The sequence below is a fragment of the Nonomuraea sp. NPDC049750 genome, from assembly GCF_040659625.1.
Taxonomy (GTDB): domain Bacteria; phylum Actinomycetota; class Actinomycetes; order Streptosporangiales; family Streptosporangiaceae; genus Nonomuraea.
On record NZ_JBFANB010000054.1, the window covers coordinates 1 to 14,211 of the forward strand.

General features: G+C 69.0%; 16 protein-coding genes and 1 pseudogene. 12 read left to right on the forward strand and 5 right to left on the reverse strand.

The window, feature by feature from the left end:
* Window positions 1–163: 163 nt before the first annotated feature.
* A complete protein-coding gene (locus AB0J16_RS57185; protein ID WP_225288839.1) occupies window positions 164–496 on the forward strand; it encodes a putative quinol monooxygenase in 333 nt (110 codons plus the stop codon).
* 76 nt (window positions 497–572) lie between these two features.
* A complete protein-coding gene (locus AB0J16_RS57190; RefSeq protein WP_358557108.1) occupies window positions 573–1,058 on the forward strand; it encodes a MarR family winged helix-turn-helix transcriptional regulator in 486 nt (161 codons plus the stop codon).
* Window positions 1,059–1,261: 203 nt separating this feature from the next.
* Here AB0J16_RS57190 and AB0J16_RS57195 read toward each other — a convergent pair whose 3' ends face one another.
* Window positions 1,262–1,423, reverse strand: a complete 162-nt coding sequence (locus AB0J16_RS57195) for a hypothetical protein (protein WP_358557111.1) — start codon at window positions 1,421–1,423, stop codon at window positions 1,262–1,264.
* Between the two features lie 142 nt (window positions 1,424–1,565).
* On the opposite strand from AB0J16_RS57195, the gene AB0J16_RS57200 reads away from it, so the two are divergent.
* From AB0J16_RS57200 to AB0J16_RS57215, 4 genes and pseudogenes are all read left to right on the forward strand, one after another.
* A complete protein-coding gene (locus AB0J16_RS57200; RefSeq protein WP_358557114.1) occupies window positions 1,566–2,231 on the forward strand; it encodes a nitroreductase in 666 nt (221 codons plus the stop codon).
* 116 nt (window positions 2,232–2,347) lie between these two features.
* Entirely contained in the window at window positions 2,348–2,914 is a 567-nt protein-coding gene (locus AB0J16_RS57205) for an NADPH-dependent FMN reductase (RefSeq protein WP_358557117.1), read from the forward strand.
* A gap of 271 nt (window positions 2,915–3,185) precedes the next feature.
* Window positions 3,186–3,860: a nitroreductase gene (locus AB0J16_RS57210; protein WP_358557120.1), complete on the forward strand. Its 675-nt coding sequence runs from the start codon at window positions 3,186–3,188 to the stop codon at window positions 3,858–3,860.
* Between the two features lie 195 nt (window positions 3,861–4,055).
* Window positions 4,056–5,114 (forward strand): annotated as a pseudogene (locus AB0J16_RS57215) (low temperature requirement protein A); the annotation flags it as partial.
* Here AB0J16_RS57215 and AB0J16_RS57220 read toward each other — a convergent pair.
* Window positions 5,106–5,903 carry a sigma-70 family RNA polymerase sigma factor gene (locus tag AB0J16_RS57220; protein WP_358557122.1) on the reverse strand — a complete coding sequence of 266 codons (798 nt, stop codon included), beginning with the start codon at window positions 5,901–5,903 and terminating at the stop codon, window positions 5,106–5,108. The pseudogene AB0J16_RS57215 and the gene AB0J16_RS57220 sit on opposite strands and share 9 nt — an antisense overlap.
* Before the next feature lie 185 nt (window positions 5,904–6,088).
* Between AB0J16_RS57220 and AB0J16_RS57225 the strand changes: the two genes are divergently transcribed.
* From AB0J16_RS57225 to AB0J16_RS57250, 6 genes are all read left to right on the forward strand, one after another.
* Window positions 6,089–7,819, forward strand: coding sequence for an FAD-dependent oxidoreductase (locus AB0J16_RS57225; RefSeq protein WP_358557125.1), 1,731 nt, complete (start codon window positions 6,089–6,091; stop codon window positions 7,817–7,819).
* A gap of 165 nt (window positions 7,820–7,984) precedes the next feature.
* Window positions 7,985–8,737: an SDR family oxidoreductase gene (locus AB0J16_RS57230; protein ID WP_358557128.1), complete on the forward strand. Its 753-nt coding sequence runs from the start codon at window positions 7,985–7,987 to the stop codon at window positions 8,735–8,737.
* Between the two features lie 60 nt (window positions 8,738–8,797).
* A complete protein-coding gene (locus tag AB0J16_RS57235) occupies window positions 8,798–9,028 on the forward strand; it encodes a hypothetical protein (RefSeq protein ID WP_358557131.1) in 231 nt (76 codons plus the stop codon).
* A 30-nt stretch (window positions 9,029–9,058) separates the two neighbouring features.
* Window positions 9,059–9,964, forward strand: a complete 906-nt coding sequence (locus AB0J16_RS57240; RefSeq protein ID WP_358557134.1) for an RNA polymerase sigma-70 factor — start codon at window positions 9,059–9,061, stop codon at window positions 9,962–9,964.
* 103 nt (window positions 9,965–10,067) lie between these two features.
* Window positions 10,068–10,814 (forward strand): hypothetical protein, encoded by a 747-nt coding sequence (locus tag AB0J16_RS57245; protein WP_358557137.1) that lies wholly within the window; start codon window positions 10,068–10,070, stop codon window positions 10,812–10,814.
* A gap of 50 nt (window positions 10,815–10,864) precedes the next feature.
* Complete coding sequence (locus AB0J16_RS57250) at window positions 10,865–11,350, forward strand: Ohr family peroxiredoxin (RefSeq protein ID WP_358557140.1); 486 nt, start codon at window positions 10,865–10,867, stop codon at window positions 11,348–11,350.
* A gap of 65 nt (window positions 11,351–11,415) precedes the next feature.
* On the opposite strand, the gene AB0J16_RS57255 is transcribed toward AB0J16_RS57250, so the two are convergent.
* From AB0J16_RS57255 to AB0J16_RS57265, 3 genes are all read right to left on the reverse strand, one after another.
* Complete coding sequence (locus tag AB0J16_RS57255; RefSeq protein ID WP_358557143.1) at window positions 11,416–11,853, reverse strand: cupin domain-containing protein; 438 nt, start codon at window positions 11,851–11,853, stop codon at window positions 11,416–11,418.
* A 194-nt stretch (window positions 11,854–12,047) separates the two neighbouring features.
* Window positions 12,048–13,328: an MFS transporter gene (locus tag AB0J16_RS57260; protein ID WP_358557146.1), complete on the reverse strand. Its 1,281-nt coding sequence runs from the start codon at window positions 13,326–13,328 to the stop codon at window positions 12,048–12,050.
* A 159-nt stretch (window positions 13,329–13,487) separates the two neighbouring features.
* Window positions 13,488–14,189 (reverse strand): septal ring lytic transglycosylase RlpA family protein, encoded by a 702-nt coding sequence (locus tag AB0J16_RS57265; protein ID WP_358557149.1) that lies wholly within the window; start codon window positions 14,187–14,189, stop codon window positions 13,488–13,490.
* Window positions 14,190–14,211 lie beyond the last annotated feature (22 nt).

Here is a 14,211-nt window from a genome sequence, read left to right on the forward strand (position 1 = left end):
TCTCCAAGCGGAACCGCTCGCGTGGCCTGCTGATCGGCGCGGTGGCGGCCGTGCTCGCCCTACGCGCATGTGCCTGCCGGAGACCACTGGTGGGTACGTCGATTCGGCGAGGCGCTGACGCTAATCTCGACCTGTACGCAGCTCACCTAAGGAAATGGCCTCCATGATCTTCATTACCGCGAAGTTCCGCGTCCTGCCTGAGCACGCCGACCGGTTCACTGAGATCGTCGGCGACTTCACCCAGGCGACCCGCGACGAGCCTGGCTGCCTGTGGTTCGACTGGTCGCGCAGTGTGGCGGATCCGACCGAGTATGTGCTGGTCGAGGCGTTTCGCGATGACGAGGCCGGGGCGGCGCACGTCCAGTCCGAGCATTTCAAGCAGGCGCAGCGGACCCTGCCGCCGTACCTCGCCGAGACGCCGCGCATCGTGAACGCGACCGTTCCTCAGGACGACTGGTCTCTACTCGGTGAGATGGCCGTACCCGGACGGGACTGAGCGCCCACACCGTCGGCAGGTGATTAATTTCATTTGTTACGGTATCGAATGAAAAGATGGCCGATAACATAGCCTCATGAGCGCCGATGTTCCCCGTAGGGCCACCGCCTCGCGTGCGACCGACCGCCCCGGGGATGCCTCGCCTTTCGCTCTGGGATTGCTGCTGCGTCAGGCGCACTGGCGCGCGGCCACGGTCATGTCAGAGGCGCTCCGGCCGCTCGGCATCGAGTTGCGGCACTTCGCCGTGCTGATCGTGCTGGTCGACCGCGGACCCACGGTGCAGCGGGACCTGGCGGCGGCGACGGGGACGGACAAGGCGGGGATCATGCGGGTCGTGGACGACCTGGAGCGTAAGGGGCTGGCCGTACGCAAGAGCGTTCCGGGGGACCGGCGGGTGCGGGCCGTGGAGATCACTCCTCAGGGCGTCGAGCTTTTCGACGCGGCCCACGTGGCGGCGGAGCCGCTGGCTGAGCATCTGGTCGCCGACCTGGGGTCTGACGAGTCCGAGCAGCTGAGGGAGCTGCTGACCCGGTTCGCCTATCCCGCGGGCGGCGAGGCGTAAGCGCGCCGTGCGACAAGTCATGACAAATCCCGCTTGGGTGACCTGATCGCGCGGTCCGCCATTTGGCGGATCTCGATCTCGTGCCGCGGCTCCAGGGGCAAGACTTCAGGGGCAAGGCTTCAGGGGCAAGGCTTCAGGGGCAAGGCTTCAGGGGCAAGGCTTCAGGGGCAAGGCTTCAGGGGCAAGGCTTCAGGGGCAAGGCTTCAGGAAGCAAGTGGCTCCAGGGGCAAGACGAACGACTTGAGCGCCTGGGTCCGTGACAGCCGTGTGCCCTTCGCGGTGCCGCGCACCGCCTTCCCGAAGTAGGCGTAGGCGTCGGCCGGCTCCATCTCCCACAACGGCCGACCGAACCAGGGTCTGTCCACGACGTTGTTGTGGGTGGCCGCAGCTTGTGCGGGCGCGGCCTCCCGGACGCGACCCCAGCTTTGACCTGTGTCGGACGCGTTTGTCATCGAATAGTATTGAATGATACCGTCGCGAACGTAACAAAGATGGGAGGTGGGGATCTTGGACGTCTATGAGGCGGTCACGAGTCGACGGGCGGTGCGGGGGTTCACCGATCGGCCTGTTCCTCGGGAGGTGCTGGAGCGGGTGCTGTCGGCGGCGGCTTGGGCCCCCTCCGCGTCGAATCTTCAGCCGTGGCGGGCCTACGTGGTGACGGGTGGGCCGTTGGCCGAGCTGAAGAAGCGTGCGGGTGAGCGGGTGGCCACGGGTGATCCCTGGGATGAGCGCGAGTACGAGACGTATCCGCCCGCGCTGAAGTCTCCCTACTATGAGCGCCGATCCGCCTTCGGGGCGGAGCGTTACGGCGCTCTTGGTATTTCGCGGGATGACTGGGAGGCGCGGCAGAGGACCGCTGCCGACAACTGGCAGTGTTTCGGTGCTCCCGCGGCCCTGTTCTGCTACATCGACCGTGACCTGGGCCGGCCTCAGTGGGCCGATCTCGGCATGTTCTTGCAGACGGTCATGCTGCTGTTGCGTGCCGAGGGCCTGAGCAGTTGTCCGCAGATGGCGTGGTCGATGTATCGCAAGACCGTCGCTGAGGTCGTGTCGCCCCCGGAGGGGCTCATTCTCTTCTGCGGCATGTCGATCGGGTTCGAGGACGTCACGGTCGATTACATCCGTACAGGCCGGGCGCCGCTCGACGAGACGGTCATGTTCGTCGACGGTTAGTCCGCCGAAGCAGGATCACGAACGCCGTTCTTCATCGCCTCTTCCAGGGCCGACTTCATCACCGGCCAGACCGTCGATGTCGACGGCGGCACGTTAATAGATCGAGAGGAAACGCAATGACCTACACCGTGGGCTACATCGTCGGGAGCCTGTCCCAGAAGTCGATCAACAGGAAGCTCGCTGTGGCCTTGAGCCGTCTCGCGCCGCCGGAACTCCGCCTCACGGAGATCCCCATCGGCGAGTTGCCCCTGTACAGCCACGACCACGACCCGAACTACCCCGCCGTGGCCCTGGAGTTCAAGGACGCGATCAAGGCCTGCGACGCCCTCCTGTTCGTCACCCCCGAGTACAACCGGTCCATCCCCGGCGCGCTGAAGAACGCCATCGACTGGGCGACCAGGCCCTATGGATCCAACGTGCTGAACGGCAAACCGTCCGCGATCATCGGAACCTCACCCGGCCCGATCTCCACCGCGGTCGCACAGCAGCACCTCAAGACCATCCTGTCCTTCACCAACTCCCCGGTGCTGGGGCAGCCCGAGGCCTACATCCACTTCAGCAAGGAACTGATCGACGACAAGGGCGACATCCAGGTGCCGGCCACCGCCGAATTTCTGACCGGATACATGCGGGCCTTCGCGGCGCACATCCGACGCCACCACCACGACATCGCGGACCTGTAGACCACGCTGACAGTTAGGGACATCGCCACCGCCCGCCCCGGCACCCCGCACGTCCACCAGGCCGCGATCGGCGGAGCGAGCTTCATCCTGCGCTTGCCGCTGAGCACCCCCGTCGAGCGGCCCGGCCCACAGCGGCCGACCGCGCGGCGGATCCCCTGGGGGATCGAGCCTGGAAACGATCACCGTCGCGGGGCGTTATGCCTGACCGCTAGTTGTCACATTTTTCGCTCCTCTACTGTCAATTGTGTAGACACGTTGGGCGGGAACGGAGATGGCGATCTTGGATGTCTATGAGGCGGTCACGAGTAGGCGGGCGGTGCGGGGGTTCACCGATCGGCCTGTTCCTCGGGAGGTGCTGGAGCGGGTGCTGTCGGCGGCGGCTTGGGCGCCGTCCGGGTCGAATCTGCAGCCGTGGCGGGCCTACGTGGTGACGGGTGGGCCGTTGGCCGAGCTGAAGAAGCGTGCGGGTGAGCGGGTGGCGGCGGGTGATGCTTGGGATGAGCGGGAGTACGAGATGTATCCGCCCGCGCTGAAGTCTCCGTACTATGAGCGCCGCTCGGCTTTTGGGGAGGAGCGGTACGGCGCGCTCGGTATTCCACGGGGGGATTGGGAGGCGCGGCAGAGGGCCGCCGCCGGCAACTGGCAGGCGTTCGGTGCGCCGGCCGCGTTGTTCTGCTACATCGACCGTGACATGGGCCGGCCTCAGTGGGCCGATCTCGGCATGTTCTTGCAGACCGTCATGCTGCTGTTGCGTGCCGAGGGGTTGAACAGTTGTCCGCAGATGGCGTGGTCGGTGTTCCGCAAGACCGTCGCTGAGGTCGTGTCGCCTCCGGAGGGGCTCATTCTCTTCTGCGGCATGTCGATCGGGTTCGAGGACGTCACGGTGGATTACATCCGTACAGGCCGGGCGCCGCTGGACGAGACGGTCACGTTCGTCGACGGGTAGTACGGCGATCGCATTCGGCGTGACGGGGTGTCTCCGTCCTAACGTCATCGCAAGGAGTGGATTCCCGGATAGTTCAGAGCCGGTTGTCACAGATCGGACCGCTGCCCTGTCTTTTCCGACGTACCAGGACGTCGTGCGGCTAACAGGAGCGAGACCTTGCCACCACCCGGCAGCATCATCCGAGTCCGAGTCCGGATGAGCGCTCGTCCCATCGACGAGCCGCACCGCACTTCGAGCCAGCTTGAGCTGCTGTTCGACCTCACCTTCGTGATCGCGGTCGCCAGTGTCACCGCTCAGCTCGCGCACGGCATCGCCGCCGGTCACGGTCTCGCCGGGTTGGCCCCGTTCCTCCAGGTGTTCTTCGCGATCTGGTGGGCGTGGATGAACTTCACCTGGTTCGCCTCGTCCTACGACACCGACGATGTCGCCTACCGGCTGCTGACCATGGTGCAGATGGCCGGCGTGCTGACCCTCGCCGCCGGTGTGCCCGCCGCGGCCGGTCACTCCGACTACGGGATCGTCACCCTCGGCTACGTCATCATGAGGATCGGGCTCGTCGGCCAATGGCTGCGGGCCGGTCTCGAGGACCGGGCGCGCCGCCGCACCGCGCTGCGCTACGCCGCCGCCATCAGTCTCGTGACACTGGGCTGGGCGCTTCGCTTCCTGATCGCGGAGACGGGAGCCTTCCCCTGGTTCTTCGGGCTGCTGTCCTTCGTTCTCCTGGATGTCGTGGAACTCTCGGTGCCCCTATGGGCGGAACGGGCCAGAGCCACCAACTGGCACCCGCACCACATCGCTGAGCGCTACGGCCTGTTCACGATCATCCTGCTCGGTGAGAGCGTCCTGGCCGCGAGCCGGGGAGTCGAAGGGGCGCTGGCGACGGGCGAGGTCAGGGCGCCCTTGGTCGTCATCGCCGGGTGCGGCCTCGTTCTGCTGTTCGCTCTTTGGTGGCTCTACTTCCTCGTGGAAGCCGGGGACGGGCTCAGTGACCGCCGTCATCGGTCGTACCTGTGGGGGTACGGCCATTACGGTATCTTCGCGGCCCTGGCGGCACTCGGCGCCGGGCTCGAAGTGGCGGTCGAGCAGAGCGGGCGCGGCGTCGCGGCGTCGCCGCCGGCCCTCGGCTACGCGGTCGCCATCCCCGCCGCTGTGTATCTCGCCGCGTTGTGGGCGGTCCACGCGCTTGTCACCACCGAGCCCGTCATCCATCCCGCGGCGGTCCTGGGTTGTGTCGCCCTCATCTTGTCACTGCCGCTCGCGACACCGAGGATCGGCGTGGCCGCTGTGGTCGCGGCCATCGCGGCCGGGTGCGTGCTGCTGGTCGCCGTCACGATCATGGCCGCGGCCGTCGGGGCCCGCGCCGGAGCGCGTCGCCAGGGCCCGCTGCCTTCCAGCTCTGGCGACTCGTGAAGCAGACCCCCCGTTCGTGCTCGACCAGGCCGCGGTGAGGAGCGCTTCCAGCGCGGTCAGGTCGCCGGAGCGGGCGGCGGTGAGGAAGGCGGTCAGCAGTCCGCGTTGTTCGGCCCTGGCCACGGGGGTGCGGCGTTCGACGAGCAGGTGTTTGCGGGCCCTGCTGACCAGTTGGCGTACGGCCGGCTCGGTGAGCCGGACGATGTCGGCGATCTGCCGGTAGGGGTAGTCGAAGGCCTCGCGCAGCACGTAGGCCGCCCGTTCGGTGGGCGTGAGCCGCTCCAGTAGCAACAGCACTGCGGACTCCAGGACCTCACCGCGCTCGGCGCCGAGGTACGGGTCCGCGCTGGTGTCGACGGGTTCGGGCAGCCAAGGGCCGGCGCAGGTCTCGCGGCGCATGCGTACGGACTGGGCGGCGTTGATCGCCAGCCGCATCGTCACCGTCGCCAGGAACCCGCCCGGGCTGCCCACCGTGGCGCGATCGTAGGCCTGCCAGCGCAGCCAGACGTCCTGCACCAGGTCCTCGGCTTCGGTCGCGCCCAGCATCCGGTACGCGATCCCGAACAGGCGCGGCCGCACACTGACGAACACCGCCGCCGCCTGTTCGAGATCTCCAGAATCAGCCACTGCCATCGCCCCCGCTCTGGCATCCCTTTTGTCGGCTAATGCGCGTTTTGGGATATTTCTGGCATATTACCTGCCGCCTATCTCCGGGGACAGGCCAGTGACGAGGAAGCACCTCGATGGATGTCACAAATCACGCCGCTACCCGGTCTTGCTCCCGTAACGGCTTTCATCCATGCGGCCAAAGGAGCACCATGCACGTGCCGGAGAAGCGGATCGCCACGTCCGTCCTGGTCATCGGGACAGGAGGGGCCGGCCTGCGGGCCGCCATCGAACTCGCCGAGCGCGGGGTCGGCGTCCTCGCGGTGGGCAAACGGCCGAAGGCGGACGCGCACACCTCGCTCGCGGCGGGCGGCATCAACGCGGCGCTGGCCACGATGGACCCCGAGGACACCTGGCAGCAGCACGCGGCGGACACCCTCAAAGAGAGCTATCTCCTGGCCAACCCGGAGACGGTGAAAATCGTCACCGAGGGGGCGGCACGCGGCATCGAGGACCTCCAGCATTACGGCATGCCGTTCGCCCGCGAGCAGGACGGGCGAATCTCGCAGCGCTTCTTCGGCGCCCACACCTACCGGCGCACCGCCTACGCCGGCGACTACACCGGACTCGAGATCCAGCGCACCTTGATCAACCGTGCGGCGCAGCTCGACGTCCCCATCCTCGACACGGTGTACATCACCCGCCTTCTCGTCCGCGACAACGCGGTCTTCGGCGCGTACGGGTTCGACCTCACCGATGGCAGCCGTTACGTCATCCATGCCGACGCGGTGATCCTGGCCGCCGGCGGCCACACCCGGATCTGGCGGCGCACCTCCTCCCGGAGGGACGAGAACACCGGCGACTCCTTCCGCCTCGCCGTCCTGGCCGGCTGCCGCATCCGCGACCCCGAGCTGGTGCAGTTCCACCCATCCGGTCTCATCGCCCCCGAGAACGCGGCCGGCACCCTCGTCTCCGAAGCGGCCCGGGGCGAGGGCGGAATCCTGCGCAACCAGCTCGGTGAGCGGTTCATGTCCAAGTACGACCCGGAGCGGATGGAATTGTCCACGCGCGACCGCGTCGCCCTGGCCGCGTACACAGAGATCAAGGAAGGCCGCGGGACCCCGAACGGCGGCGTTTGGCTGGATGTGTCGCATCTGCCACGCGAGACGATCATGACGCGGCTGCCGCGCGTCTATCAGACGCTTCTGGAGCTGCAGATGCTCGACATCACCAAGGAGCCGATCGAGATCGCGCCGACCGCGCACTACTCGATGGGCGGGGTCTGGGTACGACCCGAAGACCACGGAACGGGAGTCGACGGCCTGTACGCGATCGGGGAGGCGGCCAGCGGCCTGCACGGCGCCAACCGCCTCGGCGGCAACTCCCTCATCGAGCTCCTCGTCTTCGGCCGCATCGTCGGACAGGAGGCGGCCGAGTATTCAGCGGGCCTCGACGCCCAGCGCCGCTCGGCCGAGGCGCTCGACGCGGCACGGGCGGAGGTGGACGAACTCCTCGCCGCTGACGGCCCCGAGAACGTACGCGCGCTGCAGCGAGCCCTCCGCGACATCATGACGGAGCATGCCGGCGTGGTGCGCGACGAGGGCGGCTTGCGGAAGGGCCTCGCCGAACTCGCCGCGGTGGAGGCGCGCATCGCCGACGTCGGCGTACATCCGGACATCGCCGGCTTCCAGGACCTGGCCCACGCCTTCGACCTGAAGTCCGCCGCGCTCGCCGCCCGCGCGACGGTCGAGACCGCGCTTGAGCGTCGCGAGACCCGCGGCTGCCACAACCGCTCCGACTACCCAGAGCTCGACCCCTCGCTGCAGGTCAACCTGGTGTGGTCCGGTCCCGGATCGGTGGAGCGGGAGGCCATCCCGCCGATTCCCGCCGAGATCGCCGCGCTCATGCGCGAGGTCTCCAGCGTCGGAAAGCTCGTGGAGTAGTGACGTACGGACGGCGTCACCCGCGGCCCCGCTCGCCCTTGGCCGCCTCCAGGCGGCGCAGAGAAAGAAATTTCGCCGGAGCTGTCACAAGGCCGGAGGCTGCCCTGTCTTAGCTGGCGGACCGGTTGGCACATGGGTGCCCCGGCGGACGGAAAGGGCTGTGCCATGAAGGTCGTCGTGGTCGGCGGTACTGGCCTCATCGGATCGAACGTGGTGGCGAAGCTGGGTGAGCACGGTCACGAGGCGGTGGCGGCGGCGCCGAGCACCGGCGTCAACACGCTCACCGGTGAAGGGCTGGCGGAGGTGCTGGCGGGCGCGCAGGTGGTGATCGATGTGTCGAACTCGCCGTCGTTCGAGGCCGCCGCGGTGATGGAGTTCTTCGAGACCTCCACCCGCAACCTGCTCGCCGCCGAGGCGGCGGCCGGGGTCGGGCATCATGTCGCGCTGTCGGTGGTCGGGACGGAGCGGATGCCGGAGAACGACTACTTCGCGGCGAAGATCGCTCAGGAGCAGCTGATCGAGAAGTCGGGGATCCCGTTCTCGCTCGTGCACGCGACCCAGTTCTTCCAGTTCATCCGGAGTATCGCGGACCAGTCCACGGACGGCGACCAGGTACGGATCGCGCCCGTGCGGTTCCAGCCCATCGCGGGTGAAGAGGTCGCGCAGGCGGTCGGCCGGGTCGCGGTGGGGCAGCCGCTGAACGGCCGGGCCGAGGTGGCCGGGCCCGAGCAGTCACGGATGGACGAGTTCTTCCGCGACGCCCTGGCCGCCTGGGGCGACCCGCGTACGGTGGTCGCCGACCCGCAGGCGCGCTACTACGGCAGTGTGCCGGGCGAGCGGACGCTGGTGCCGGGTGAGGGCGCGACCCTGGGCAAGATCCGCTACCGCGACTGGCTCGCGCAGAGCGCCGCCCAGTAGCCGCGTGTCTTCACTCCAGATCGCCTTGACCGCACACCCAAGCCATACATGGGAGGAATGATGAGCGCTCCGAACGGTGAGGACGGCTTCCTGTACGAACTCCAGGTCGAGGTCGAGGAAGAGGTGATCCTGGCCGAGACGAGCCGTCCGGAGGAGGCCGCCGAGCTGCCGGTCACCGAATGGCTCTTCGATCCGACGGACGCTGAGCGCGAGGAGATCGGCCTGCGGGGTCTGCTCGACGCGGTCGAGGCGCTGGAGGACGACTCCCGGCGCGGCGATCAGGGTGCGTGAGCCGCCGATGCCGCGGAAACGGGGGTAGGTATGCCTGCGGAATCCCTGGAACGGGTGAGCGCACTCGATCAGGCCGCATCCGACTTCGTCGAGCTGCGCCCGCGCCTGTTCGGCATCGCCTATCGGATGCTCGGCAGCGCGGTGGAAGCCGAGGACATCCTTCAGGAAGTCTGGCTGCGCTGGCAGAACACCGACCGCGCGACCATCGAGAACCCCTCGGCCTTCCTGGCGTTGATCACCACCCGCCTGGCCATCAACGTCGCTCGCTCCGCTCATTCGCGACGCGAAACCTATATAGGGCCCTGGCTCCCCGAACCCGTCGACACCAGCCTCGACCCCACATTGGGCGCCGAACGGGGCGAAGCTCTCGAACTCGCCTTCCTGCTGCTGCTCGAAAGGCTCGCCCCTACCGAGCGGGCCGCCTATGTGCTGCGCGAGGCCTTCGTCTACCCGTACACACAGATCGCGGAGATCCTTCAGCTCACTCCGGTCAACGCCCGTCAGCTCGTGAGCCGCGCCCGTAAACGTCTGACCGCCGCCCGGCGCGAGCCCATCGACAAGATGGAGCATCGGCGTCTGCTGGCCGTTTTCCTCGACGCCGCCCAGACGGGGAACGTCGCCGCTCTCGAAGGCCTCTTCGCCGCGGACGTCGTCAGCTCCTCCGACGGCGGCGGCATCAGAGGGGCGGCGCGATTCCCGCTGCTGGGCGGCGACCGCGTGGCGAAGTTCCTGGCCGCGTACGCGCCACGCTTCTGGCCGGGCGCCGAGATGACGTGGGTCGAAGCGAACGGGCGCGCCGGCGTGCTCGTCCCTCGCAACCACACCGACGTCGTCCTGCTCACCATCGAGGCCTCGCCGCAGGGCATCCACCACGTCATGTGGATCGTCAACCCGGCCAAACTCGGCGCCTTCGAACGGTCATACCAGCTGATCTGACAGACCGTCCGCCGCCGCCCAGTACGTTCGCCTCTCGTGGTGTCACAACAAGACCGGCTGCCTGGTCTTAACTGCCGACACCGGAAGAACAGGGCGGCAGGACATGACCGAAGTGAGCGCCGGGACGCTGGCGGAGATGCTCGACGAACGACGGCACCTCCTCGAGATCGCCTTGTGGATGTTCGGCTCGGAAATGACGGCCGACCGGATCGTCCAAGACACCTATCGCCGCTGGTACGCCCTCGACGACGAAGAACGCGCCGCCATCGCGGTGCCGCGCGCCTGGCTGACGCGGGTCGCCGGAGGTCTCTGCCTGGAATTGCTCGGCACTGCCGCCCCGAGCCACGCCCCCGGCGGCACACCGCGACCCGGAGCGTTCACCACCGCCCGTCCGGTTCACCGGCCCGTGCCCGCTGCCGGTCTGGCACGCTGGCCCGAGCCCGGCACCGGTCCGGTACTCCAGCCGCCCAGGCCGGACCGAGCGATGCTCGCCAGACACGATCGTGTCGCGCGCCGGTTCGCCGCGGCCTGCGACACGGGGGACCCGGCGGCCCTGCGGGCGGTCCTGGCCGCCGACGCGATGGTCGTGAGCGACGGTGGCGGCAAACTGCGCGCCGCCGTACGCCCCACCTACGGCGCGGACGCGGTAGCCCGGTTCGTCACGATCTTGCTGACCGGCCAGCCCGGCACCGAGGTGGCCGTCGAGTCCGTGAACGGCCGGACCGGCCTGGTCCTGCGCCAGGCGGGCCGAGCCGTGGCGGTGGCCAACGTGAGCGTCGCCGGAGCCGAGGTCACCGCAGTGTGGATCGTGCTGAACCCCGACAAGTTGCAGCGCTGGCACCGCCCATGACCAGCCTCCCCCGACCGCAGGCGCCCCGTGTGGCGCTGAAAGGCGTACCGGTGAACGAACCGACATTCTCCACGGAGCACGACTACCGCGGCTCCGCGTTCAAACCGCTCTACCTCACGCGCGTCGTGGTGAGCGGCGGCAGCTCCGCCCACGGCCGGGCCACCGGCCGGGCCCGCTCCGCCGACGGCGTGCTCGACCTGGAGGTGCGGATGCCCGAGGAGCTGGGCGGCGACGCCACCGGCCCGAACCCTGAGCAGCTCTTCGCCGCCGGGTACGCCGCCTGCTTCCACGGCGCCCTCAGCCTGCTGGCCCGCCGGCACCTCCTCGACCCCGGATCGATCACCGTGGAGGTGACCGTCGCGTTCGGCCGCGACCCCGCCGACGGCGGCTACGAGCTGCGCGCCGACCTGGTCGTGACCTGGCCCGGAGTCGAACGTGACACGGCCACCCCGCTGCTCGCCCAGGCGAGCGCGCTGTCCCCGTACGCCAAGATGACCCGCCAGGGCATCCCAGGCACCATCAACCTCGCCCCCTGAGCCCATGGCGCCACAGCATTGCCGTCCGTACGCACCCGCGTGCGCGCCTGATCAAAACAGGTGGATCAGCCGCCGGCGGGACGCGGGGCGCGCAGGTGGGCCCGCTGCGCCAGCTCCTCTTCTTCGACGTAGGTGAGCATCGGCTGACCCGGCTCACACAGCATGAACACGACGAACTTGGTCGGCGCGTCCGGCAAGGCGTTGCCGTCCTGGTAGTGGATCACGTCGCCGCCCGGCTCCCAGAACGTCTCTCCGGCCTTGATCACGCGCTCCGGCTCGCCCTCGAGCTCGAACAGGACCGCGCCCTCGATCACGTAGCCGAAAGCCGGCCCCGAGTGGCGGTGCGGAGCGGCACCGGGGTGGCCGGGAGGCCAGTCGACGAAGACGGTCATCGCCGTAGCGCCGTCGGGAACGAAGGGCGGCTTGATGTCCGCCAGCATCTTGGGTCCGAACGCCGCAGAGCTCCCCTGCTCGGCGGTCCTGTCCATCGAGTCGTTGGACACAGGTACTACACCTCCGTATGTCTGTCCGGAACTTGTGCCTCGCGACGCCGCCTCTGGCGCGTCCCGCTGCGGAGCGTGGCCTTGCGGCCAATGCCTGTTTACCCGCGTACGCGCTGGTCAGGCTGGGTTTGAGCGCATCGGGCCGATGCTTTGCGGACGCATGTCCTTACGCCCACCATCCGCCCTGTCGCCGATCAGTGAGCCTCTGGTTCAGGCAGTCGGAGCGCGTACAAGAGCCAGACCAGGGCGAAGCCGACGGCGAGTACGCCGAGCGCGCGCGTGGCCCCGGCCATGCCCAATGCGACAGTCAGCGGGGCCACCGCCAGCGACGACACCCCCTGCAGCCCCGACGACAGCCCGAAGGCGGTGACCATCACGCGGCCGCGGATGTGGTCGGGGCTGGCCAGTTGCAGCCCGTTGATGGCCAGGATGGCGCACGCGCCCACCCCGAGATGGCCGGCCATGGCGGCGGGTACGCCCGACCACAGCCCGCCGGCCTGGGCCAGGCCGAGGTAGCCGAGCCCGAACACCGCCAGTGCGCCACCCGACACGATCAACCGCCGCCGCGATGGCGTCCCGATCAGCCGCCTCTTCCCAAGCGGTCGCCACTTCCCGATCAGCCACCGCCCCACGAACGGTCCGAGCACGGCGCCCACCCCCTGCGCCATGTAGAGGACGCCGACTCCGGCGTCGGTGGTGCCGAACCGTTCGAGCGCGTAGACGGGCAGGAGGCCGACCACGCCGTAGCACAGCCGCAGGCCCGCCGTCAGCAGGAGCAGGGCCGCCACGGTGGGAGCGGCGCGGATGAAGCGCCACAGTTCGGCGGTGTCGGTACGTACGCGCGTCCGGCGGGCCTCCGTCGCTGTGGAGAAGGGCCGGCGGATGCGGGCGATGAGGACGGCGGACGCGGCGAAGGAGGCGGCGTCGACCAGCAGCGTGGCCGTGCTGCCCCAGGCGGCCGTGGCCAGGCCGCCCAGCCCGGCGCCGAGCAGCAGGCCGGACGAGTAGAGACTGCCGAGCGCGGCCTGCGCGGTGGGCAGCCGGTCGGGGGCGACGAGGTTGGGGAGTACGACCTCGGGGATCGGGCTCGACACCGCGGCCGACACCGACAGCACCGCCAGCGAGACCAGCGCCATGGGGACCGACTCCAGGTGGAAGGCGGCGAGCAGGCCCGCGAGGGGGACGATGGCGGCCAGGTCGCAGGCGATGCGCAGGCGGCGGCGGTCCAGGCGGTCGGTCAGCGAGCCGATGAGCGGCATCAGCAGGATGCCGGGCAGCGACTCGACGGCGAACAGCAGGGCCGTCAGCCCGGCCGAGCCGGTGCGGTGGTATACGAAGGCGTTCAGGGTGACGAAGGTGAACCAGTCGCCGGTCAGGCTGAGGGCGGAGGCGAGGAAGAGGCGGCGGAAGTCGGGGTTGCCGCGCAGCAGCGCGAGCAGCGAGTTTCCGGGCAGGCGGGGAGGAACGGATGACACCTGGTGACTCCAAGCAGCCGAGCCGTCCGACCGGAAAGGCCGGACGGGCGAAGAGGGGGATCGCTTCGCGGGATGCCCGGCGGGTCAAGCGCCGGGCGGCTGCTGATCAGTCACACAGGTGTGGCATGGGTGGAGGTTAACGCACCGCGGGGCTCGGCGTCAGGAGCGGGCGAGGACCTCGTACTTGACCCTCATGACCCCGGACCCTGTGTCGCCGATGGCGGAGAAGGCGGCCGCCGAGAGGTCGAGGCAGCGTCCGCCCACGTACGGACCGCGGTCGTTGATGCGGACCGTGACCGAGTCGCCGTTCGCCGGGTTGGTGACGCGGACCTTGCTGCCGAGCGGGAGCGTCTTGTGGGCGGCGGTCATGGCCGACGGGTCGAAGCGTTCGCCGCTGGCGGTCATCTGCCCTTCGTCGTAGTAGGACGCGCCGCAGGTGCCCGAGCTGAGGACCCGGGTCTTCAGCTTGTGGACCTCGGTCTTCGCCTTGCGTACCGGCTCGGTCTTCGGCTTGTCGGCCGGCTTGGTCGGCGGCTGGGCGGCTTCGGCCTTCGGGAGAGAGGTGGCCTTGGGGCTGGATGACGGCTTGGGGGCGGCCGACTTGGTGCTGGGCTTGTTCGGCTCGGGGGTCTTGGGGGCGGGGGAAGGGGTGTCGGCCCTGGTGTACGTGGGGGACGGCGACACGTCCAGCGCGGCGGTGGGCTTGGGGGCGTCGTCGTTGGCGACGGCCGCCCAGGCGGTGGTCGAGGCGGCGGCGACGACGGCCGCACCGGCCGCGACGGTGACCCAACGGCGCTTGCCTGGAGCCTTCTTCTGGCTCTCCGGGTTCGGACGGCTCGGGTTGTAGGAGTGCTGGCCCAAGGTAAACCACAGTCCTAGCTAG

Bases quoted from the DNA above. Each gene is read 5' to 3' on its own strand.
- AB0J16_RS57205 (WP_358557117.1), top strand. From the start codon at position 2,348: ATGACCTACACCGTGGGCTACATCGTCGGGAGCCTGTCCCAGAAGTCG.
- AB0J16_RS57220 (WP_358557122.1), bottom strand. From the start codon at position 5,903: ATGGCAGTGGCTGATTCTGGAGATCTCGAACAGGCGGCGGCGGTGTTC.
- AB0J16_RS57225 (WP_358557125.1), top strand. From the start codon at position 6,089: ATGCACGTGCCGGAGAAGCGGATCGCCACGTCCGTCCTGGTCATCGGG.
- AB0J16_RS57245 (WP_358557137.1), top strand. From the start codon at position 10,068: ATGACCGAAGTGAGCGCCGGGACGCTGGCGGAGATGCTCGACGAACGA.
- AB0J16_RS57235 (WP_358557131.1), top strand. From the start codon at position 8,798: ATGAGCGCTCCGAACGGTGAGGACGGCTTCCTGTACGAACTCCAGGTC.
- AB0J16_RS57210 (WP_358557120.1), top strand. From the start codon at position 3,186: ATGGCGATCTTGGATGTCTATGAGGCGGTCACGAGTAGGCGGGCGGTG.
- AB0J16_RS57185 (WP_225288839.1), top strand. From the start codon at position 164: ATGATCTTCATTACCGCGAAGTTCCGCGTCCTGCCTGAGCACGCCGAC.
- AB0J16_RS57190 (WP_358557108.1), top strand. From the start codon at position 573: ATGAGCGCCGATGTTCCCCGTAGGGCCACCGCCTCGCGTGCGACCGAC.
- AB0J16_RS57230 (WP_358557128.1), top strand. From the start codon at position 7,985: ATGAAGGTCGTCGTGGTCGGCGGTACTGGCCTCATCGGATCGAACGTG.
- AB0J16_RS57240 (WP_358557134.1), top strand. From the start codon at position 9,059: ATGCCTGCGGAATCCCTGGAACGGGTGAGCGCACTCGATCAGGCCGCA.